The sequence below is a fragment of the Pseudomonas sp. PSE1(2024) genome (genome assembly GCF_050990555.1).
GTDB classification, from domain to species: Bacteria; Pseudomonadota; Gammaproteobacteria; order Pseudomonadales; family Pseudomonadaceae; genus Aquipseudomonas; species Aquipseudomonas aphyarum.
Genome location: NZ_CP158967.1, coordinates 143,915 through 168,001 on the forward strand (window position 1 = coordinate 143,915; position 24,087 = coordinate 168,001).

Genomic DNA, 24,087 nt, shown 5'->3' on the forward strand with positions numbered 1-24,087 from the left:
CTCCTTGTCAAACCAGGTAGTCGCGCAGGGCGTGCTGCACGCACGGTGTGTCGAGCAGCGAGCTGTTGTGGAAAAACCGCACGATGTTGCCCACCAGCGGGTGGTGGCGATTGATCGGGAAGGCCAGCCCGGCCATCTCGTCTTTCAGTGCGCGGCGGGTTGCCTCGTTGACTGGCAGGGCGTCGATCAGGCGCAGGTCGAAGGACTTCTGGATGTCGTTGGTCAGGTAGTGGCCGATGAACACCGGCAGGATCTGCGCGATGCATTCGCGATCCGCATCGCTCGCGGTGTGCCAGTAGATGCGCACCATCCGCGCCCAGAAACTCGAGTGCCGGCCCTCGTCGAGCAAGTGGTCGGCCATCAGGCCCTTGATCGACGGCTTGACCGTGTCGTCCCGGGCGAACGCCGCGACATCGCCGGTCACGGTGTTTTCGGCGATGGCGACGCAGATCAGTTCCACGGCGCTGCGCAGATGTTGCGGGGCCAGCTCGACGGCGGCCGGAATCGCCCGGCTCAGTTCGATTTCATTCGGCAGCTCGATCGGCTCGATGCCGGTCATGGCCACCGTTTGCTGCATGAAATCCATCGCTACCAGTGCGTGGTAATCCTCGTCCACGACCACGGTCATGGCGTCGTAGCGACAGGCGAACGGGAAGGGCACAGCGAAGCGGTTCTTGGCGATGCTGCGCGCGGTCTTGTCGACGATCTCGGTTTCGAAAATCACCACGTCGTTGATGAACTTGTACAGCGTCTGCACCAGGGCGAAATCACGCTGTTCCGGGCATTCGCGCAGGAAGGTTTCGCTGAGCACCAACGGCTGGCGGCTGAGCGGATAGATCAGCCGCGCGTCATCTTCCAGCACGCGGCGCGGCCGGGTGCGAATGGTCGCGCGGCTTTCCCAGGCATCGGCGAAAGACTGGTAGTCGGCGGCGTTCATTGGGCCACCTCCGCCAGCGGTTCGCGCATGCTCAGGCGCAGGCCGTCCCACAGGGCGATGCGGCTTTCCACGGCGGCGATGGCGCTGGCGTAGACCTCGGCTTCGCGCTGCGGATCGCCGTCCACCAGTCGGTCCAGCAGTTGTTCTGCGGCCGGGCCGTGGTCTTCGGAGTCGACTTCGATGTGTCGCTCGAGGTAGTAACGGAAGGTCGGCGCCTGTTCGACGCCGATGCCCCAGGCATCGAGCATGCGCTGGAACATGGTCGGAATCACGCTCTCGCGACCGTGCAGGAAGGCGGCGGCGACGCTGTGACCGGGTGCATGCAGCGCGGTGTGCAAAGTGTCACGGACGAACCGCGCAGCCGCCGGATCGACCTCGACGCTTTGCAGGGCGACGTCGTAACTCACGCCTTCCTGCTGCAGCGTCACGAAGCGCTCCACCGCTGTCGTGTCCGCACCGACTTCGCGCATCGCATCGAGGTACAGTTCGAAGTGACTGTAATGCCCGTGTGACAGCCGGTCGTCAGATTCTTCCCCGAGCACGATTTCGTTGATCAGTCGTGCCGCGTGCGGATCCCGTGGCGGCAACCACGGCAGACGCGTGCAAGTCAGTTCCTGCTGCAGGCGCTTGGTCAGCGACATGAAGTCCCAGACGGCAAATACATGGGACTCCATGAAACGGCGCAATGTCGCCAAAGAATCGATTTCGGAGAAGATCGGATGAACGCTGAGTTCGGCTTTCTTTAGTGTAAGTTGCTCTTTAGTTGGCATGGTTGCGAGACTCTGGCTAATAGGGAATAGGGATTGCTCAATCAATCGCTAATAACGCTGAACAAGTTTCTCCAGGCGAACGACAGCCTCATTCGGTTTCGATGAAAGCAGGCAATGTCTGAAGGGCCCGAGACAGCAGCGGACGGTCAAACCGTCGCAATCGAGGCCTTACTGCAAGGTTGTGCCGGGTTTGTCATTTCGGATCCAAACTCGGCGAAGAAAAACTAATACATCGCAAAACAACTTAACAAGTTTATTTTTAATTATTTTTAGTTGACTGTTTTTGAAGTATGAGTGGGTCTGATAAAACTTATAAGTTAAGTTTTATTTGGGCGTAGTTACTCCTTTCGGCGTTTAATGGCCAAAATTGAACGACAAGAGTGAATGCCTCACTCGAAGCAACTTTCCAATTGAGTAATTGAATGAATATGAGGGGATGAAGTCGGGCTGTAACGGCGCCGTTTCTTCCTGTTCCCGTGACAAGGCTCCTTCCGTAGGTTCCTGGTGCGGGGACTGCTGCCGGGGCGGCGCGTCCCCGTTCTATATTGGGTTGGCGATTCAAGGGTGCGCGTAAATCGGCGCCGCGGCTATCGTCGAAAATGACTTCCTTGCGGTGCAAATTCCGGGCTGTTCAAAGCAGGGGGGAGGTTAGAGCGCAGGCGCCGATGTGCCACGGCAAATGACCGTGACCGGTGGGGGGATTTGTAAGCGGGTTATTCGCCGGGTGAGTGGTAGCTCACCCGGGAGAGAGATTCAGCGCGCCGCTTTGCGGCTTTGGCCGGCGGAACTGGCGAGGTAACGAGTGATGACCTCGACACCGCGATTGAGGTGCTGCTCCAGCAGTGTCACGGCGTGCGGGGTGTCACGCTCTTTCACGGCCTGCAACAACGCACGGTGATCGTCCTGGGAGAGTTTGCCCAGGCCCATGGCCTCGAGGTTGAAGCGCAGGAAGCGTTCTTCTTCATTCAGGCCGTCCTCCACCAGCCGCAACAGCCGGCCATTGGGCGCCTTGCTGTAGAGCGCCATGTGAAACAGACGGTTGAGCCGACCGATTTCGGTGTAGTCGTGTTCGATTTCCAGCTCTTCGATGTAGCCGGCCGCGCGCTCGTGATCGGCCGGGGTCAGCAACGGGATCGACTGGCGCAGCGCTTCGGACTCCAGCAGGATGCGCAGCTCATAGGTTTCCGTTGCGTCACCCTGAATCAGCGGCGCCACCACCGCGCCTTTGTGCGCAATCACGTTGAGCAGGCCCTGGGCCTCGAGCTGACGCAAGGCTTCGCGCACCGGCATGCGGCTGACACCGAACAGGTCGGCCAGATCCTGCTGGCGCACGGCGGTGCCGCAGGGCAGGCGTCCGTCGAGAATCGCGGCGCGCAGGGTTTCTTCGATGACCGAGCGCGCCAGATGCGCGGGAATCGGGCCTTCGACTTTGATGCTGTGGAGTGGCTTGGGCTTCTGGGTCACAACTGCACACCCTATGACTGCGGATTTGGATCCAAAGGACACTAGTGATTGCTCTACAGGTTGTCAAACCGTGTAGAAGAACCCTGTCACATCTGAAGTTTAGCGCGCCAGCGATGATCTCAGGGTGCCATTGTTTTTTGCTGGGCTAACCTTCACCATCAAGCGCTTTCCTCTCTGCCCTGGATGCCTTGCATTGGCGGTACGTTTCGCAATCCCACGGATTGCGCGCTGGCTTGCCTGCGCGCTGCTGCTGGCCGGCATCATGCTGGGCGGCCTGCATGCCGATTGGGATTTTTCCGCGATCAGCCGCAAGGCCACGGCACTGTACGGGCCGTTGGGCGCCGGGCAACAGCGGATCGATGCCTGGCAGAACCTGCTGGCCACGCAGAAGCAGGTCAGCGAGATGGAAAAGCTCAAAGTGGTGAACCTGTTTTTCAACAAACAGATGCGCTACGTCGAAGACATCGATCTGTGGCACGAGGTCGATTATTGGGAAACCCCCATCGAAGCCTTGTGGAAAGGCGCCGGCGACTGCGAAGACTACGCGATCGCCAAGTATTTCAGCCTGCGCCACCTCGGTGTGGCCAGTGACAAGTTGCGTATCACCTACGTAAAGGCCCTGCGCCAGAACCGCGCGCACATGGTCCTGACTTACTATTCCAGCCCTGACGCCATGCCGCTGGTGCTCGACAGCCTGATCGACCCGATCAAGCCGGCCGCCGAGCGAACCGATTTGCTGCCGGTCTACTCTTTCAATGCCGAAGGGTTGTACCTGCCGGGCGCCAAGGGCAACAAGAAGGTCGGTGACACCAAACGCCTGTCACGCTGGCAGGATGTGTTGAAGAAAATGCAGGCCGAAGGATTTCCGGTCGAGACGACTAACTAGGAGCACGCGCTCAGATGTCTTTGTTCAAACAGCTGTTGATCGCTATCTGTCTGTTCCTGGTGGTCGCCTTCACCGGCAGCTTCATGGTCAGTCTGGAGAGCTCGCGCACCCAGTACGTCAACCAGTTGCGCTCCCATGCCCAGGATGCGGCCACGGCGCTGGCGCTGTCGTTGACGCCGAACATCGATGACCCGGCGATGGTCGAGCTGCTGGTCAGTTCGATCTTCGACAGTGGTTATTACTCGAGCATCCGCGTGGTCGACCTGAAGACCGACCAGACCATCGTCGAGCGCAACGGCATTCCGGCGGTCACCAACGTGCCGGACTGGTTCGTCAAACTGATCGGCCTGGAGCCGGCCGGTGGCGATGCGCTGGTCAGCCGTGGCTGGGAGCAGGCGGCGCGGGTCGAGGTGGTCAGCCACCCGATGTTCGCCCTGGCCAAACTCTGGCAGAGCGCGCTCGGCAGCCTGGGCTGGTTGCTGGTCTGTGGGGCGGTGAGTGCGGTGCTGGGCGCGTTGTTGTTGCGTCGGCAATTGAAGCCGCTGGATTACATGGTCAAGCAATCCCACGCCATCGCTCGTCGTGAGTTCCTGAGTCTGCCGGACCTACCGCGCACGCCTGAATTGCGGCGCGTAGTGCTGGCGATGAACCAGATGGTCGAGAAGCTCAAGGCACTGTTCCAGGAGCAGGCCGAGCGCAGTGAAAAACTGCGCACCGAGTCCTATCAGGACAACCTTACGGGGCTGGCCAACCGGCGTTATTTCGAGATGCAGTTGAATGCGCGGGTGAGCAACCCGGAGCAGGCCAGCTCCGGATATCTGCTGCTGTTGCGGGTCAAGGATCTGGCCGGGCTGAACCAGCGTCTTGGCGGTCAGCGCACCGATGAATTGCTCAAGGCAGTCGGCGAGCAACTGTCCCGCGAGTGCGCCAAATACCCGGAAACCCAGAACCTCGTCACCCGGATTCGTGGCGGTGAATTCGCCGTGCTGGCGCCGGGGCTGACCCGAGAAGAAGCGCTGCAACTGGCGCAGAGTCTCGACAGTGCGCTGAGCAGTCTGCACGCGACAGGCGCCACCGACGTGGCCGCCGTGGCCTCCATCGGCCTGGCACCGTTCGCTCACGGCGATTCGCCGCAAGCGGTCCTCAGCCTCGGCGATCAGGCGCTGGCCCAGGCCGAAGGGCAGGGCGAGCAGAACTGGGCATGCCTCGATCAGAGCCTGGTGGCGGACGTCGGTGACGATCACCACGCCTGGCATCGCTTGCTCGATCAGGCGTTGAATCAGCGGCGTTTCGAGCTGTTCTTCCAGCCGGTAGTGGCGGCGCAGGACACGCAACTGGTGCTGCATTACAAGGTGCTGTCGCGCTTGCTCGACGAGCAGGGCCAGACCATTCCCGCCGGACGCTTCCTGCCGTGGCTGGAGCGCTTCGGCTGGACCGCGCGACTGGACCGTTTGATGCTTGAGCGGGTGCTGGAGCAGATGGCCGGACATGAAGAGTCCCTGGCGCTGAATCTGTCGTCGGCGACCCTGGCCGATCCGCAGGCGTTGAACAAAGTGTTCGAGATTCTGCGGACGCATTCCAACCTCGGTGCGCGCCTGACCCTGGAAATCGGCGAGGAACAATTGCCGGAGCAAGCGGTGCTGGAACAGTTGACCCGGCGCCTGCGCGAGCTCGGGTTCTCACTGAGCCTGCAGCGCTTCGGCGGACGCTTCAGCATGATCGGCAACCTGGCGCGGCTCGGGCTGGCGTACCTGAAGATCGATGGCAGCTACATCCGGGCGATCGATCAGGAAAGCGACAAGCGTCTGTTCATCGAAGCGATCCAGCGCGCGGCGCACAGCATCGATCTGCCGCTGATTGCCGAGCGAGTCGAGACGGAAGGGGAATTGTCGGTGATTCGCGAGATGGGGTTGTATGGGGTTCAGGGGCAGCTGTTCGGTGAGCCTGCGCCTTGGCGGTGAGCCATTGAGATCGCTGCCCTCACCCTAACCCTCTCCCGGGGGGAGAGGGGACCGATTGGGGGATATTGGAGAGGTCCGCCGACCTGAACGATTCGCCGTGAATCCATAATCGACTCGATTTTTCAGGTCGATGTATAGCGCCAGACACCTCGGTTGGCCCCCTCTCCCTCCGGGAGAGGGCTGGGGTGAGGGCAGGCTTTTGATTCCGGGTGGATCAGATCAACCCGCCCTCATCCTCATCAATCAACTGACTCAACCCCCCCAGCGCTTCCCGCGCCTGGGTCCGGTCCATCAACTTGGCCTGGGCCGCCGGCGGCAGGTCGGTGACGCGGATCACGCCTTTGCTGGTCAGCACCTGAATCAGGTCGTCGAGTACCCGGATCATTTCCAGGTCGCTCTGCTTGAGCTGTTTGAGGCTGTTCTCCACGGCCTCGTTGGCGTACCAGGCCTGGATTTCGTGGTGGTCGGCCGGCAGCGTTTCCGTGGCCTCGGCGTAGGCCGCAGCTTCCACGCGAATCAACTGACCCTGCGCATCGCGTTGCACGTAAAACATTGAGCATCCCTCGGAAATGGACCAGCGTCATGCTGTCAGCAGCATAGCCAACTGCGCGCGAGTATGCGGTGCGCCGACGAAATCGTCACCGGTACAAGCGCCGCAAACGTGACGGCCGCCCCAAGTGGGGCGGCCGTTGTTCACGCATCAGCTGTTGTTGTGGTCGACCTTGATGGTCGGATCGCTGCCGGCAATCAGATTGTGAATGTTGGCCGTGGACCAGTTGTTGCCTTCCAGTTTGATCGTCACGTCCGGTGTGGCGGCTGCGGCATCGCCCGAGTTGAACTTGCCGCCCGAGCTGACTTGCAGCGACGACACGCCGTCGACCGTGGTGATCTTCAGGAAGTTGTCGATGGTGCTGCCGGTCTCGCCCTGCAATAGGTCGCGCAGGTCGATGCGGTCGCCTTCGCTGGCCTTGAAGTCCTTGATCACGTCGTTGCCGGTGTCGCCCGCTTTCCAGACGAAGGTGTCGGCACCCGAACCACCGATCAGGATGTCGTTGCCCTGACCACCGATCAGCGTGTCGTTGCCGGTGCCGCCGAGCAGGATGTCATTGCCCTTGCCGCCGTCGAGCAGGTCGTTGCCGCCCGAGCCGAACAGGATGTCGTTGCCCGCGCCGCCCAGCAGTGTGTCGTTGCCATCGTGGGCACCAGACACATCAAACGCCTGATAGTGCTCGGTGATGTACTGGTGCACGTTGCTGGTGGTGACTTTGCTGACGTCGACTCCGGTTTCCTTGGCCACGAACGCCTGCATCGCCTGATAACCCTCGCCGGCAATGCCGTTGAAGCTCACCAGGTCGCCGAACAGGATGTCGTTGCCGTCGCCACCGCTGACGGTGTCGTTGCCCGGCATCGTCGCTTCGGTGTGGCCGATGATCGAGTTGGCCAGGTCCTTCGGATCGATGTTGGTCTGCGGCGCGTGGTCCGAGTCATACGGCTTCAGGTCGTTGAGGCTGACGCCGTTGTTGATGCCGATGGCCTCGACGGTCGACAGTTTGTCCAGCAGTGCGAAGCTGCTGGTGGAGTTGTCGGTGGTGGTCGAGCCGGTACTGTTGCCCGAACCTGCCAGGCTTGAGAACTCGTAAGTACCGTCGCCCTGGGCATGCAGGGTGCCGAAGTTCTGGTACGACCAGCTGCCGCCGGACTTGGTCCAGACCGTCACGTAGCCCGAGGCACTGATGTCGATCTGGTGCGTGCTGTCCGGGTACAGGCTGATGGCTTTGCCCAATTGATAGTTGCTGGTCGTGATCAGGCTATCGAGGGTTTTGTTGCCGTACAGCGTCGGGTTGGTCGACTCGTTGCTCTGGTAGTAGGTCGGCTGGCCGTCGGTGATGAAGTACGTAAGGTTCTTCGCCCCGGTATTGGCCACGGCCTCGGCACTCTGGAACCAGTTGGCGGTGGTCTTGAACACGTCCTCGTAGTTGGTGCCGCCGCCGGACGACATCGAGTCCAGCACGGCCTTGAGCAAGGTCAGCGCGTTCGGGTCGTTGAGGTTCACCGACACCGACTTGTTGACCTGGGTATCGAAGTCCACCAGGAAGATGTTCACCGTGCCGGAGTTGCTGCCCAGGCTCTGCTTGAGGGTGTTGAACACCGACGTCAGCGAGTCCTTGGCGGCGTTGATCGACGAGGCGCTCATACTGCCCGAGCTGTCGACCATGAACGCGATGTTGTAGTTGGTGCCCGGCACCACGGTCAGGCCGCCGATGTCGGCGACGATGATGTCGTTGCCGTCGGTGCCGGTGACGGTGTCGTCGGCCGAAGTGGCGACCACCGCGTTGTACACCGCTGGCACCACGGTGACCGGAATGGTCGCGGTGGTGCTGGCCGAGCCGCCGACTTGTTCGGTGGAGGTCGAGGTCACGGTCAGGTTGAACTGGCCGTTGTAGTAGGTCGGCGGGGTTACGGTCAGGGTGCCGAGGTTCCAGCCGGTGACGTTGGCGTCGCCGCTGGTGGCGGTCACGGTGAAGCTGTGGCCTGCGCCGTCGCTCAGTACCGAGCCGACCGGTGCGCCGCTGATCTTGATGCTCAGGGTTTCCGAGCCGTCGTTATCGGTCAGCGCGGTGCTGATCGACGACAGTTTCACCGTGGTGCCTTCGGCGCCGGTGTTGAGTTTGTAGCCGTCGTAATAGCCTTCGCCGTTGTTGCCGTGCAGATCGGAGACGGTCACGCCGGCATTCACCAGATCCTGCACGCCGGTGTAGATCGGCACGCCGGCACTGCTCAGGTCGATCGGCGTGCTGCCGTTGACCGACAGGTTGACGTCGTAGCTGCCCGGGCCGCTCTGGTTGTGGTGGTAGATGTCCAGGGTGTAGTAGCCGCTGGTGGTCGGGGTGAACGAACCGTTGAGGTTGCCACCTGCGCCCCACGTGGTCGAGGCTACGTTCTTGCCGCCGATGGTCACCAGCAGGCTGTCATCGCCGGTACCGCTGAAGGTGTAGGTCTTGCCGGCTTCCAGATAGATCAGGCCCGAGGTTTTCGACGCAGTACCGGCGGTCACGCTGCCGTCGGACTGCACGTTGTTCACGGTACCGCTGGTGTTCGGCTTGCCCGCGCCGTCGATCACGTTTTTCAGGGTGGTCGAGTTCGCGCCGCTGCCGTCGGTGCCCAGGCCCGACAGACCGGTCCAGACTTCCTTGATCAGCCCGGTGGACTTCACGCTGTTGTCGGCCACCGACAGGGTCGGCGCATCCGCCACCGGCGTGATATCGATCTTGATGGTGCCGGTATTGCCCAGCAACTGGCCGTCGGTTGGCTGGAACTTGATCTGTGCGTAGTCAGCCTGGTTGTTGCCCAGGCCGGTGCCACCGTAACCGTTCACGCCCGACTCGTTGGCATCCGGCAGGAAGCGCAGCTTGCCGGCGTCGATGTCAGCCTTGCTGAAGGTCTGGTTGTTGGCGACGTCTTTCCAGGTCGAGCCGTCCAGGTACTGCAGTTTGCCTTCGCCCGGCAGCTGGGTGATTTTCACGCCCAGGCTGCTGGCCGGGCTGTCGACGTCGCTGACGCCGAAGGTCGACCAGCCGAGAACCAGCGGGGTGTCTTCGGTGCCGGTGACGTTGACCGGTGCAGCGACCGGCGCGTCGTTGATCGCCACCACGTTGACCGTGGTGGTCGCAGTGTTGGAGTAGTTGCCGCCATCGGTCACGGTCACGGTGATGATCCGCGGCACGGTGCTCGGGTCTTCACTGCTGTTGGTGAAGCTGATGTTCTTGATGGCCTGCATGTAGTCGGCGAGCGTTGCGTTGCCGGACAGGGTCAGGGTGACGGTGCCGTTGGTGCTGTTGGCATTGATGGTGATGCCGTTGACGCTGTTGCCCAGGTTCAGCGCATCGCCGTCCTGACGGTTGGTCAGCACGACGGTGGCGCCGGTCAGCATGGTGCTGTCCGGGTCGGTGATCTTGATATCGGTGTCGGCAATTGATACGCCTGCGCCCGGGGTGTTCTCGGTGAAGGTCACCTTGTAGTCGGCACCCGTTGCACCGCTGGAGTTGTTGGCGTCGAGGTCGATGACCGGCGGTGCATCGTTGTCGATGATCGAGGTGCTGACGCTGCCATTGGTGCTGCTGACCGCCAGGTTTTCGAAGTTGCCGCCGGTGGCCGAGTCGATCTTGACCACGAAGTTTTCGGTGCCTTCGGTGATCTTGTCGTCGATGGTCGCAACGTTGAACTGCGCGCTGCTGGCACCGGCCGGGATCTTCACGGTGTACACGCCGGTGAAGTCCGAACCGTCGGCGGCGGTGCCGCTGTAGACGATTTTCAGGGTCACTTCGGTCTGCGCCGGGTGGGTCAGGCTGACGGTGTAACTGGCGGTCTGGCCTTCGGTCACCGAGGTGCTGCCGGTGATGCTGACGGTGGTGGTGTCGATGGTATCGGTGACGCTGGTCACGGCTGGTGTGTTGCTGGTCACCAGGTTTTCGAAATTGCCGCCCGTGGCGTTGGTGATCGTGGCCTGCACGTTGCCGGCGTCTTTGTAGACGTCGTCGGCTGGCGCAGGAACGGTCACGGTGCCGGTGGTCTTGCCCGCTTCGATGGTGATCACCGAACCGTTGCTCAGGGTCACGGTCACTGGCGAGCCAGCGGCGTTGGTCAGGGTTGCGGTGTAAGTGATTGAGCCACCTTCGGCCACGGTGCCGGTCGCGCTGAGCGACAGGTTGGTGGTGTCGATGGTGTCGGTGACGGTGGTGCTGACCGGCGTCTTGTCGGCCACGAGATTTTCGTAGTTGCCGCCAGAAACGTTGGTGATCGAGTTGGTCAGCGGCGTGTGACCGGTCAACGCGTCGTTCGGTGCGGTGGTGGTCACGGTGCCGGTGGTCTTGCCGACTTCGATGGTGATCGACTGACCGTTGGACAGGGTTACCGTCACAGGAGAGCCGGTCACTGGTGCGCCGACGGTCGCGGTGTAGACAACGTTGCCACCCTCGGCCGCCGTCGTGGTCGCGGTCAGCTTCACGGTGGTGGTGTCGATGGTGTCGGTGACGCTGGTCACGGCTGGTGTGGTGCTGGTGACCAGGTTCTCGAAGTTGCCACCGGTGGCGGACTTGATCGTGGCCTGCACGTTGCCGGCGTCTTTGTAGACGTCGTCGGCTGGCGCAGGAACGGTCACGGTGCCGGTGGTTTTACCGGCTTCGATGGTGATCACCGAACCGTTGCTCAAGGTCACGGTCACTGGCGAGCCAGCAGCGTTGGTCAGAGTTGCGGTGTAAGTGATCTGGCCACCCTCGGCCACGGTGCCGGTCGCGCTGAGCGTCAGGTTGGTGGTGTCGATAGTGTCGGTGACGGTGGTCGAGACCGGCGTCTTGTCGGCTACGAGATTTTCGTAGTTGCCGCCAGAAACGTTGGTGATCGAGTTGGTCAGCGGTGTGTGGCCGGTCAACGCATCGTTCGGCGCGGTGGTGGTCACGGTGCCGGTGGTTTTGCCCACTTCGATGGTGATCGACTGACCGTTGGCCAGATTCACTGTTACCGGCGAGCCAGTCACCGGCGCACCCACGGTCGCGGTGTAGGTGACGGTGCCACCTTCAGCTGCCGTCGTGGTCGCGGTCAGTTTCACGGTGGTGGTGTCGATGGTGTCGGTGACGCTGGTCACTGCTGGCGTAGTGCTGGTTACCAGGTTCTCGAAGTTGCCGCCGGTAGCGTTGGTGATCGTGGCCTGCACGTTGCCGGCGTCCTTGTAGACGTCATCGGCTGGCGCAGGAACGGTCACGGTGCCCGTGGTTTTACCGGCCTCGATGGTGATCACGGCGCCGTTGCTCAAGGTCACGGTCACCGGGGTGCCCGCAGCGTTGGTCAAGGTTGCGGTGTAAACGATCGAACCACCCTCGGCGACCGAGTTGGTGGCGCTGAGGGACAGGTTGGTGGTGTCGACGGTGTCGGTCACGGTGGTGCTGACCGGGGTCTTGTCGGCAACCAGGTTCTCGTAGTTACCGCCGCTGACGTTGGTGATCGCGTTGGTCAGTGGCGCATGACCATTCAACACGTCGTTAGGCGCGGTGGTGGTGACGGTGCCGGTGGTCTTGCCGACTTCGATGGTGATCGACTGACCATTCGACAGTGTCACGGTCACTGGCGAACCGGTCACAGGCGCACCGACGGTGGCGGTGTAGACAACGTTGCCACCTTCAGCAGCTGTTGCGGTCGCAGTCAGCTTCACGGTGGTGGTGTCGATGGTGTCAGTAACGCTGGTCACCGCTGGTGTGGTGCTGGTGACCAGGTTCTCGAAGTTGCCACCGCTGGCGTTGGTGATCGTTGCCTGTACGTTGCCTGCGTCTTTGTAGACGTCATCGGCTGGCGCAGGAACGGTCACGGTGCCGGTGGTTTTGCCCGCTTCGATGGTGATCACGGCGCCGTTCGACAAGGTCACGGTCACTGGCGAGCCAGCGGCGTTGGTCAGGGTCGCGGTGTAGGTGATCGAACCACCTTCGGCCACGGTACCGGTCGCGCTGAGCGACAGGTTGGTGGTGTCGACGGTGTCGGTGACGGTGGTCGAAACCGGGGTCTTATCAGCCACCAGATTTTCGTAGTTACCGCCGCTTACGCCGGTGATTGCGTTGGTCAGCGGTACATGACCGGTCAACACGTCGTTCGGCGCGGTAGTGGTGACGGTGCCGGTGGTCTTGCCGACTTCGATGGTGATGCTCTGGCCGTTGGACAGGTTTACGGTCACAGGCGAGCCGGTCACCGGTGCACCAACCGTCGCGGTGTAAGTGACGGTGCCACCTTCAGCAGCTGTCGCGGTTGCGGTCAGCTTCACGGTGGTGGTGTCGATGGTGTCAGTAACGCTGGTCACCGCTGGTGTGGTGCTGGTCACCAGATTTTCGAAGTTACCGCCCGTGGCGTTGGTGATCGTGGCCTGCACATTGCCGGCGTCTTTGTAGACGTCATCAGCTGGCGCGGCGACGGTCACGGTGCCCGTGGTTTTACCGGCTTCGATGGTGATGACGGCGCCATTGCTCAAGGTCACGGTCACCGGGGTGCCCGCAGCGTTGGTCAGGGTCGCGGTGTAGGTGATCGAACCACCTTCGGCCACGGTGCCGGTCGCGCTCAGCGACAGGTTGGTGGTGTCGACGGTGTCGGTCACGGTAGTGCTGACCGGCGTCTTGTCGGCCACCAGATTTTCGTAGTTGCCGCCCGTCACGTTGGTGATTGCGTTGGTCAGCGGCGTGTGGCCGTTGAGCGCATCGTTAGGCGCCGTGGTAGTCACGGTGCCGGTGGTTTTACCCACTTCGATGGTGATGCTCTGGCCGTTCGACAGGTTCACGGTCACTGGCGAGCCAGTCACCGGAGCGCCAACGGTAGCGGTGTAGGTGACAGTGCCGCCTTCAGCCGCCGTCGTGGTCGCGGTCAGTTTCACCGTGGTGGTGTCGATGGTATCGGTGACCTGGGTAACGGCCGGAACAGTGCTTGGCACCAGGTTTTCGAAGTTGCCACCGGTGGCATTAGTGATCGTGGCCTGCACGTTGCCGGCGTCCTTGTAGACGTCATCGGCTGGCGCAGGAACGGTCACGGTGCCCGTGGTTTTACCGGCTTCGATGGTGATGACGGCGCCGTTCGACAGAGTCACGGTCACTGGCGAGCCAGCGGCGTTGGTCAGGGTCGCGGTGTAGATGATCGAACCGCCCTCGGCAACCGAATTGGTGGCGCTGAGGGTCAGGTTGGTAGTGTCGACCGTGTCGGTGACGGTGGTGGAGACCGGCGTTTTGTCGGCCACGAGGTTTTCGTAGTTGCCGCCCGTCACGCCGGTGATCGCGTTGGTCAACGGCGTGTGGCCGGTCAGCGCATCGTTCGGTGCGGTGGTGGTGACGGTGCCAGTGGTCTTGCCGACTTCGATGGTGATCGACTGACCGTTGGACAGGGTCACGGTGACTGGCGAACCGGTCACAGGCGCGCCCACGGTCGCGGTGTAGGTGACAGTGCCGCCTTCAGCTGCCGACGCGGTCGCGGTGAGTTTCACCGTGGTGGTGTCGATGGTGTCGGTGACCTGGGTCACGGCCGGAACGGTGCTCGGCACCAGGTTTTCGAAGTTGCCACCGGTGGCGTTGGTGATCGTGGCCTGCACGTTGCCGGCGTCTTTGTAGACGTCGTCGGCTGGCGCGGCAACGGTCACGGTGCCAGTGGTTTTGCCGGCTTCGATGGTGATGACGGCGCCGTTCGACAAGGTCACGGTCACTGGCGAGCCAGCGGCGTTGGTCAGTGTCGCGGTGTAGATGATCGAACCGCCCTCGGCAACCGAATTGGTGGCGCTGAGGGTCAGGTTGGTGGTGTCGACTGTGTCAGTGACGGTGGTCGAAACCGGGGTCTTGTCGGCTACGAGATTTTCGTAGTTGCCGCCCGTCACGCCGGTGATTGCGTTGGTCAGCGGCGTGTGGCCGTTGAGCGCATCGTTCGGCGCGGTGGTGGTGACAGTGCCAGTGGTTTTGCCCACTTCGATGGTGATCGACTGACCATTGGCCAGGGTCACGGTCACAGGCGAGCCGGTCACAGGCGCGCCAACAGTCGCGGTGTAAGTGACGGTGCCACCTTCAGCGGCCGTTTCGGAAGCGGTCAGCTTCACGGTCGTCGTGTCGATGGTGTCGGTGACTTCCGTTACGGCTGGAACGGTGCTTGGCACCAGGTTCTCGAAGTTGCCACCGGTTGCGTCCTTGATCGTGACTTCGACTTTGCCGGCGTCCTTGTAGACGTCATCGGCTGGCGCGGCAACAGTCACGGTGCCGGTGGTTTTACCGGCTTCGATGGTGATGACGGCGCCGTTCGACAGAGTCACGGTCAGCGGGGTGCCGGCCGGGTTGGTCAGGGTCGCGGTGTAAACGATCGAGCCACCTTCGGCCACGCTGTCGGTCGCGCTCAGCGACAGATTGGTGGTGTCGACGGTGTCGGTCACGGTAGTGCTGACCGGGGTTTTGTCGGCGACCAGATTTTCGTAATTGCCGCCGCTCACGCCAGTGATCGCATTGGTCAACGGCGTGTGGCCGTTCAGCGCATCGTTTGGCGCAGTGGTGGTCACGGTGCCGGTGGTCTTGCCCACTTCGATGGTGATCGACTGACCGTTGGACAGGGTCACGGTGACTGGCGAACCGGTCACAGGTGCGCCCACGGTCGCGGTGTAAGTGACGGTGCCACCTTCCGCGGCCGACTCGGTCGCAGTGAGTTTCACCGTGGTGGTGTCGATGGTGTCGGTGACTTCGGTCACGGCCGGAACGGTGCTCGGCACCAGGTTCTCGAAGTTGCCACCGGTGGCGGTCGAAATGGTTGCCTCGACTTTGCCGGCATCTTTGTAGACGTCGTCTTTCGGTGCATCGACAGTCACGGTGCCGGTGGTTTTACCGGCTTCGATGGTGATCACGGCGCCGTTCGACAGGGTCACGGTCACCGGAGTGCCGGCCGGGTTGGTCAGGGTCGCGGTGTAAACGATCGAACCACCCTCGGCCACGGAGCCAGTGGCGCTCAGGGTCAGGTTGGTGGTGTCGACGGTATCAGTGACGGTGGTCGAAACCGGCGTTTTGTCAGCCACGAGGTTTTCGTAGTTACCACCAGTCACGCCAGTGATCGCGTTGGTCAGCGGCGCATGGCCGTTGAGCGCATCGTTCGGCGCGGTGGTGGTCACGGTGCCCGTAGTCTTGCCGACTTCGATAGTGATCGACTGTCCGTTGGACAGGGTCACGGTCACAGGCGAACCGGTCACAGGCGCGCCGACGGTAGCGGTGTAAGTAACGGTGCCGCCTTCAGCCGCCGACTCGGTCGCGGTGAGTTTCACCGTGGTGGTGTCGATGGTGTCGGTGACGTTGGTCACGGCCGGAACGGTGCTCGGCACCAGGTTCTCGAAACCGCCACCGGTGGCGGTCGAAATGGTCGCCTCGACTTTGCCGGCGTCTTTGTAGACGTCGTCTTTCGGCGCATCAACGGTCACGGTGCCGGTGGTTTTACCGGCCTCGATGGTGATGACGGCGCCGTTCGACAGGGTCACGGTCACCGGCGTACCCGCCGGGTTGGTCAGGGTCGCGGTGTAAGTGATCGAACCGCCCTCGGCAACCGAATCGGTGGCCGTCAGGTTCAGGTTGGTCGTGTCGACAGTGTCCGACACCGAGGTGTCGGCAGGCTTGCCGTCCACCGCCAGGTTTTCGTAGTTGCCACCGGTGGCCTTGTCGATGGTCACGCTCAGCGAACTGCCGCCCGCCAACGGGCTGTTCGGCGCGACGAAGTTCACGGTGCCGGTGGTCTCGCCCACGGCGATGGTGATGGTCTGGCCGTTGGACAGGGTCACGACGACCGGCGAGCCGGTCACTGGCGCCGTCACTGTCGCGGTGTAGACCACGGTTTCGCCTTCGGCGACGTTGGCGGTAGCGGTCAGCGACACGGTGGACGTGTCGATGGTGTCATTGACGGTGGTGACCGCCGGGGCGGTGCTGGTGACCAGGTTTTCGAAGTTGCCACCGGTGGTGGTCGAAATGGTTGTCTCGACTTTGCCGGCGTCCTTGTAGACGTCGTCCTTCGGCGCATCGACGGTCACGGTGCCGGTGGTTTTGCCGGCTTCAATGGTGATCACAGCGCCGTTGCTCAACGTCACGGTCACCGGGGTGCCGGCGGCGTTGGTCAGGGTTGCGGTGTAGGTGATCTGGCCACCTTCGTTGACTTCCGGCGTGGCGCTCAGAGTCAGGTTGGTGGTGTCGACGGTGTCAGTCACAGTGGTGCTGACCGGCGTTTTGTCGGCCACGAGATTTTCGTAGTTACCGCCGCTCACACCGGTGATTGCGTTGGTCAGCGGTGTGTGACCGTTCAACGCATCGTTCGGCGCGGTGGTGGTAACGGTGCCGGTGGTCTTGCCGACTTCGATGGTGATCGACTGACCGTTGGCCAGGGTCACGGTCACAGGCGAGCCGGTTACCGGGGCGCCAACGGTGGCGGTGTAGGTAACGGTGCCGCCTTCAGCCGCCGACTCGGTCGCAGTCAGTTTGACCGTGGTGGTGTCGATGGTGTCAGTGACTTCGGTAACCGCCGGAGCAGTGCTCGGAACGAGGTTCTCGAAGTTGCCGCCAGTTGCATCCTTGATGGTGACTTCGACTTTGCCGGCGTCTTTGTAGACATCGTCTTTCGGTGCATCGACGGTCACGGTGCCGGTGGTTTTACCGGCCTCGATGGTGATGACGGCGCCGTTGCTCAGCGTCACGGTCACTGGTGTGCCGGCAGGGTTGGTCAGTGTCGCGGTGTAAACGATCGAGCCGCCCTCGGCCACCGAGTCAGTGGCGCTCAGGGTCAGGTTGGTCGTGTCGACGGTGTCGGTGACGGTGGTCGAAACCGGGGTTTTGTCGGCTACGAGATTCTCGTAATTGCCGCCAGTCACGCCAGTGATCGAGTTGGTCAGCGGAGTGTGGCCGTTGAGTGCATCGTTCGGCGCAGTGGTGGTGATGGTGCCGGTGGTTTTGCCCACTTCGATGGTGATCGACTGACCATTGGCCAGGGTCACGGTCACAGGCGAGCCGGTGACCGGGGCACCAACGGTGGCGGTGTAAGTGACGGTGCCGCCCTCGGCCGCCGACTCGGTCGCGGTGAGTTTCACCGTGGTGGTGTCGATGGTGTCGGTTACATCGGTGACAGCCGGAACAGTGCTTGGCACCAGATTCTCGAAGTTGCCGCCAGTTGCATCCTTGATGGTGACTTCGACTTTTCCGGCGTCTTTGTAGACGTCATCTTTCGGCGCATCGACGGTCACGGTGCCGGTGGTTTTACCGGCCTCGATGGTGATGACGGCGCCGTTGCTCAGCGTCACGGTCACCGGGGTGCCGGCCGGGTTGGTCAGGGTCGCGGTGTAAACGATCGAACCGCCCTCGGCCACCGAGTCAGTGGCGCTGAGGGTCAGGTTGGTCGTGTCGACGGTGTCGGTGACGGTGGTCGAGACCGGCGTTTTGTCGGCTACGAGGTTTTCGTAGTTACCGCCAGACACGCCAGTAATCGAGTTGGTCAGCGGGGTGTGACCGTTCAGCGCGTCGTTCGGCGCAGTGGTGGTGATGGTGCCGGTGGTTTTACCCACTTCGATGGTGATCGACTGACCATTGGCCAGGGTCACGGTCACAGGCGAACCAGTGACAGGTGCGCCAACAGTGGCGGTGTACGTAACGGTACCGCCTTCAGCTGCCGACTCGGTTGCGGTGAGTTTCACCGTGGTGGTGTCGATGGTGTCGGTGACTTCGGTAACAGCCGGAACAGTGCTCGGCACCAGGTTCTCGAAGTTGCCGCCGGATGCATCCTTGATCGTGACTTCGACTTTGCCAGCGTCTTTGTAGACGTCATCTTTCGGCGCGTCGACGGTCACGGTGCCGGTGGTTTTGCCCGCTTCGATGGTGATGACGGAGCCGTTGCTCAACGTCACGGTCACTGGAGTGCCAGCCGGATTGGTCAGGGTGGCGGTGTAGGTGATCGAGCCACCTTCGGCCACGGTGCCGGTCGCGGTCAGTGTCAGATCGGTGGTGTCGACGGTGTCGGTCACGGTGGTGCTGACCGGGGTTTTGTCGGCTACGAGGTTTTCGTAGTTGCCGCCGCTCACGCCAGTGATCGAGTTGCTCAGCGGGGTATGACCGTTGAGTGCGTCGTTCGGCGCGGTGGTGGTGATGGTGCCGGTGGTCTTGCCGACTTCGATGGTGATGGTCTGACCGTTGGCCAGAGTCACGGTGACCGGCGAGCCAGTCACCGGAGCGCCAACAGTGGCGGTGTAGGTGACGGTGCCACCCTCAGCCACCGACGTATCGGCGCTCAACTTCACGGTCGACGTATCGATGGTGTCAGTCACTTCAGTGACGGCCGGTACGGTGCTCGGAACCAGATTCTCGAAGTTGCCGCCGGACGCATCCTTGATGGTGACTTCGACCTTGCCGGCGTCTTTGTAGACGTCATCGGCCGGAGCCGGAACGGTCACGGTGCCGGTGGTTTTACCCGCTTCGATGGTGATCACCGAGCCGTTGCTCAGAGTCACGGTCACTGGCGTGCCAGCTGGATTGGTCAGCGTGGCGGTGTAAACGATCGAACCGCCTTCGGCCACGGAACCTGTAGCGCTCAAGGTCAGGTTGGTGGTGTCGACGGTGTCGGTGACTGACGTCACGGCCGGAGTCTTGTCGGCGACCAGGTTTTCGTAATTGCCGCCGCTGGTGCCGTCGATCTTCACGCTCAGCGTGTTGCCGCCGGCCAGTGCATCGTTCGGTGCGGTGTAGTTGACGCTGGCGCTGCTGGCGCCGACCGGGATGGTGATGGTCTGGCCGTTGGACAGCGTCACGACCACTGGCGAACCGGTCACCGGTGCGGTGACGGAGGCGGTGTAAACCACCACGCCGCCTTCAACGGTGCTGGCCGTGGCGCTCAGGGAAACGGTGCTGTTGTCGATGGTGTCGGTGACATCGGTCACCGCCGGGGTCTTGTCGACCACCAGGTTTTCAAAATTGCCGCCCGTGGTCTTGGTGATGCTGGCGTCGACTTTGCCGGCGTCCTTGTACACGTCGTCGCCCGGTGCTGCGACGGTGATGGTGCCGGTGCTCGCGCCTTTGGCGATGTTGATCACCGCGCCGTTGCTCAGGGTCACGGTCATGGCCGTGCCGGCCGGGTTGGTCAGGGTCGCGGTGTAGACGATCGAACCGCCCTCGGCGACCGAACCGGTGGCGCTCAGGCTGATGTTGGTGGTGTCGACGGTGTCGGTGACCTTGGTCACCACAGCCGTACGGTTGGCATCGACCTGTTCGAAGTTGCCGCCGCTGTGGCTGGCAATCGCGGTCTGCACCTTGCCGCCATCGATGTAAGGCGTGTTGGCCGGCGCAGGGAAATTCACCGAACCGCTAGTGGCACCGGCGGCGATGTTGATCACCGCGCCGTTGGCCAGGGTCACGGTCATGGCGGTGCCGGCCGGGTTGCTCAGGGTCGCGGTGTAGGTGATCTGGCCACCTTCGCTGACGGTGTCGCTGGCGCTCAGGGTCAGCGTGGTCTTGTCGATGGTGTCGTTGACCGTGGTGCTGACCGGCGTCTTGCTGACGTCGAGTTTCTCGAAGTTGCCACCGCTGGCATCGGTCATGGTCACGGTGAGCTTGCTGACATCCTTGTAGACGTCATCGCTCGGCGCCGGGATGGTCACCGAACCGCTGGTCTTGCCGGCCTCGATAACGATCGTCTGGCCGTTGCTCAGATTGACGGTCACCGGCGTCTGCGCGGCGTTGGTCAGGGTCGCGGTGTAAGTGATCGATGTGCCTTCGAGCACATAGCTTTCGGCGCTGAGAGTCAGGTGCGTGGTGTTGATGGTGTCGGCGACGTTGGTCACCGCTGGTGTCGGGTTGGCCACCAGGTTTTCGAAGTTGCCGCCGGAAGTGTCCTTGATGGTCACTTCGACTTTGCCGGCGTCTTTGTAGACGTCATCGGCTGGTGCGGGAACGGTCACGGTGCCAGTGGTTTTGCCGGCTTCGATGGTGATGACGGAGCCGTTGCTCAACGTCACGGTCACCGGGGTGCCGGCCGGGTTGGTCAGGGTGGCGGTGTAGACGATCTGCCCGCCCTCGTTGACGTTGCCGGTGGCGGTCAGCGATACGGTGGTGGTGTCCACGGTGTCGGTGATGGTGGTGCTGACCGGGGTTTTGTCGGCCACGAGGTTTTCGTAGTTGCCGCCGCTGACGTTGGTGATCGAGTTGGTCAGCGGTGCATGGCCGGCCAGTACGTCGTTCGGCGCTGTGGTGGTCACGGTGCCGGTGGTTTTACCGACTTCGATGGTGATCGACTGACCGTTGGCCAGGGTCACGGTCACCGGCGAGCCGGTTACCGGGGCGCCGACCGTCGCGGTGTAAGTGACGGTGCCGCCTTCAGCCGCCGATTCGGTCGCGGTCAGTTTGACGGTCGAAGTGTCGATGGTGTCGGTGACCTGGGTCACGGCCGGAACAGTGCTTGGCACCAGGTTTTCGAAGTTGCCGCCGGTTGCGCCGGTAATGGTCGCTTCGACTTTGCCGGCATCCTTGTAGACGTCATCTTTCGGTGCATCGACAGTCACGGTGCCAGTGGTTTTGCCGGCCTCGATGGTGATGACCGCGCCGTTGCTCAAGGTCACGGTCACCGGAGTGCCGGCCGGATTGGTCAGCGTCGCGGTGTAGATGATCGAGCCGCCCTCGGCCACGGAATCGGTGGCGCTCAGGGTCAGGTTGGTGGTGTCGACGGTGTCAGTGACGGTGGTCGAAACCGGAGTTTTGTCGGCGACCAGATTCTCGTAGTTGCCGCCGCTCACGCCGGTGATCGCGTTGGTCAGCGGTGCGTTGCCGGCCAATGCGTCGTTCGGTGCGGTGGTGGTGACGGTGCCGGTGGTTTTGCCGACTTCGATGGTGATCGACTGACCGTTAGCCAGGGTCACGGTGACCGGCGAGCCGGTTACCGGGGCGCCAACTGTCGCGGTGTAAGTAACGGTGCCACCTTCAGCTGCTGACTCGGTCGCGGTCAGTTTGACGGTGGTCGTGTCGACGGTATCGGTCACGTCGGTAACAGCCGGAACGGTGCTTGGCACCAGGTTCTCGAAGTTGCCGCCGGAGGCGTCCTTGATGGTCACTTCGACTTTGCCGGCGTCTTTATAGACGTCATCGGCAGGGGCCGGAACGGTCACGGTGCCAGTGGTTTTGCCCGCTTCAATGGTAATGACGGAGCCATTGCTCAACGTCACGGTCACCGGGGTGCCGGCCGGATTGGTCAGGGTCGCGGTGTAAACAATCGAACCACCCTCGGCGACGGTGCCGGTGGCGCTCAGGGTCAGGTTGGTGGTGTCGGCAACGTCTGTCACCGTGGTCGAAACCGGAGTCTTGTCGGCCACCAGATTTTCGTAATTACCGCCGGAAACGCCGGTGATCGAGTTGGTGAGTGGTGCATTGCCGGTCAACGCATCGTTCGGCGCAGTGGTAGTCACGGTACCGGTGGTTTTGCCCACTTCGATGGTGATCGACTGACCGTTGGCCAAGGTCACGGTGACCGGCGAACCGGTCACTGGCGCGCCGACAGTAGCGGTATAAGTGACAGTGCCACCTTCAGCTGCCGACTCGGTCGCGGTGAGTTTCACCGTGGTGGTGTCGACGGTGTCAGTGACTTCGGTAACGGCCGGAACAGTGCTTGGCACCAGGTTCTCGAAGTTGCCGCCGGTGGCGTCCTTGATGGTGACTTCGACTTTGCCGGCGTCTTTGTAGACGTCATCGGCTGGTGCCGGAACGGTCACGGTGCCGGTGGTTTTGCCAGCCTCGATGGTGATGACGGAGCCGTTGCTCAACGTCACGGTCACCGGGGTGCCAGCAGGATTGGTCAGGGTTGCGGTGTAGACGATCGAACCGCCTTCGGCCACGGAACCGGTAGCGCTCAGCGACAGGTTGGTGGTGTCGATGGAGTCGGTGACGGTGGTGGTCGCTGGCGTCGTGTTCGGCACCAGATTCTCGAAATTGCCGCCGGTAGCACCGGTAATAGTGGTGCTGACGGTGCCGCCGTTGTTGTAGACGTCATTCGGTGCGGTCGGCACGTTGACGCTGCCGGTGGTCTGACCGGCGCCGATGGTGATGGTCGAGCCGTTCGACAGGGTGACGGTCACCGGCGTCTGCGCCGGGTTGGTCAGGGTCGCGGTGTAGGTGATCTGGCCACCTTCGACCACGGTGCCGGTAGCGGTCAGGGTCAGGCCGGTGGTGTCTCGCGAATCGACGATCGTGGTAACGGCCGGTGTCGGGTTCGGCACCAGGTTCTCGAAGTTGCCGCCGGTGGCACCGGTGATGGTGGTGGTGACGGTGCTGCCGTTGTTATAGACGTCATTCGGCGCGGTCGGCACGTTGACGGTGCCGGTGGTCTGGCCGGCGCCGATGGTGATGGTCGAGCCGTTGGACAACGTGACGGTCACCGGCGTCTGCGCCGGGTTGGTCAGCGTGGCGGTGTAGGTGATCTGACCGCCCTCGGTCACGCTTGGCCCCGCCGTCAGAGTGACGGTGGTGGTGTCGATGGTGTCGGTGACCTGGGTCGTGGCCGGGGTGGTCGGCGGGGTCACGGTGATGCCGCCGCCGGTGGTGCCGGTGACCGTCACGTCGATCTGGGTCGGGTCGTTATAAACAGTGTCGTTCGGTGCCAGTGGCACGTTGACGGTGCCGGTGGTGGAACCGGCCGGTATCACGATCACCGCGCCGTTGGACAGGGTGATGGTCAGGTCGGTCAGCGGCGCCTGGGTCAGGGTCGCGGTGTACACCAGCACGCCGCCGGCTTCGGTGATGCTCGGCGTGGCGCTGAGGCTCAGGGTCGATTCGCGCAGGGCATTGGCGTTGGTGTCGGTGGTCTGGCCGCCGGTGATGTTCTGCGCGGCTTGGCCGGCAGCGTTGATGCCCGCAGTCGGGAAACCGATGGTTGGGTCGACGCGGCCGGCGGTCGCATCGAGCATCACGAAGCTGTGACCGCCACCGGCGGCACCGCCAGTCCCCGCGGCGCTCGGGCCGGCAGCGGTGGCATCAAGAGCGGTGGTCGGGTCGACGCCCGCGGCGATGGCTTGTTGCAGTTCTTCTACCGACGGCGAGGCTTGCGCGGTGGCTTCGGCCAGGTCGGTGCTGGAGTCCGGGGTATCGGCGCTCCACTGGGTGTCACGGCCCAGATCGATCGTGCGGCCATCGGCCAGTTCCAGAGACACGGCGCCGGAAACGCCGGTGTCGACCTGATCGCCGGCAAACAATCGGTCGCCTTCAACGAGTACGCGACGGACGCCCTCTGGGGACACCACGAAAACCTGACCGACAATGCTTTTGACGATGGCAACAACACTGCTCATTGAAGACTCTCCGGGTGTCACGTTCAGTTGACTTCCATAGACCTGATGGCTGTCTGCGCCGATTCAGTCTGGACGTACTTTTTAAAAAAGATGAAACAAAGTTGACGCTGCTGTTCGTCAATATTTTGGCTAGATTCTTTCGCTATTAACTTTATGCCAAACTATTGACCTTCTGGGTGCCATCCTAAACAATCGTCCCAGTAATGTCACATTGATATTTATGCGGCGACCTGCCCTTC

7 protein-coding genes are annotated in these 24,087 nt (G+C 62.4%); 2 read left to right on the plus strand and 5 right to left on the minus strand.

Features of this window, described 5'->3' with window-relative positions:
* Window positions 1–7: 7 nt before the first annotated feature.
* From ABTV87_RS00680 to ABTV87_RS00690, 3 genes are all read right to left on the minus strand, one after another.
* Window positions 8–937 carry a diiron oxygenase gene (locus ABTV87_RS00680; RefSeq protein ID WP_433898832.1) on the minus strand — a complete coding sequence of 310 codons (930 nt, stop codon included), beginning with the start codon at window positions 935–937 and terminating at the stop codon, window positions 8–10.
* Window positions 934–1,707: a DUF3050 domain-containing protein gene (locus ABTV87_RS00685; RefSeq protein ID WP_085684382.1), complete on the minus strand. Its 774-nt coding sequence runs from the start codon at window positions 1,705–1,707 to the stop codon at window positions 934–936. Before ABTV87_RS00685 ends, ABTV87_RS00680 begins: the two co-directional genes overlap by 4 nt.
* Window positions 1,708–2,460: 753 nt before the next feature.
* A complete protein-coding gene (locus ABTV87_RS00690; RefSeq protein WP_007960233.1) occupies window positions 2,461–3,171 on the minus strand; it encodes a GntR family transcriptional regulator in 711 nt (236 codons plus the stop codon).
* Between the two features lie 193 nt (window positions 3,172–3,364).
* Between ABTV87_RS00690 and lapG the strand changes: the two genes are divergently transcribed.
* Complete coding sequence (gene lapG / locus ABTV87_RS00695) at window positions 3,365–4,057, plus strand: cysteine protease LapG (RefSeq protein WP_007960234.1); 693 nt, start codon at window positions 3,365–3,367, stop codon at window positions 4,055–4,057.
* Between the two features lie 14 nt (window positions 4,058–4,071).
* Entirely contained in the window at window positions 4,072–6,018 is a 1,947-nt protein-coding gene (lapD, locus tag ABTV87_RS00700; protein ID WP_433898833.1) for a cyclic di-GMP receptor LapD, read from the plus strand.
* Window positions 6,019–6,232: 214 nt separating this feature from the next.
* On the opposite strand, the gene ABTV87_RS00705 is transcribed toward lapD, so the two are convergent.
* Window positions 6,233–6,571 carry a hypothetical protein gene (locus tag ABTV87_RS00705; RefSeq protein WP_007960236.1) on the minus strand — a complete coding sequence of 113 codons (339 nt, stop codon included), beginning with the start codon at window positions 6,569–6,571 and terminating at the stop codon, window positions 6,233–6,235.
* 147 nt (window positions 6,572–6,718) lie between these two features.
* Window positions 6,719–23,848 (minus strand): LapA family giant adhesin, encoded by a 17,130-nt coding sequence (locus tag ABTV87_RS00710; protein ID WP_433898834.1) that lies wholly within the window; start codon window positions 23,846–23,848, stop codon window positions 6,719–6,721.
* Window positions 23,849–24,087 lie beyond the last annotated feature (239 nt).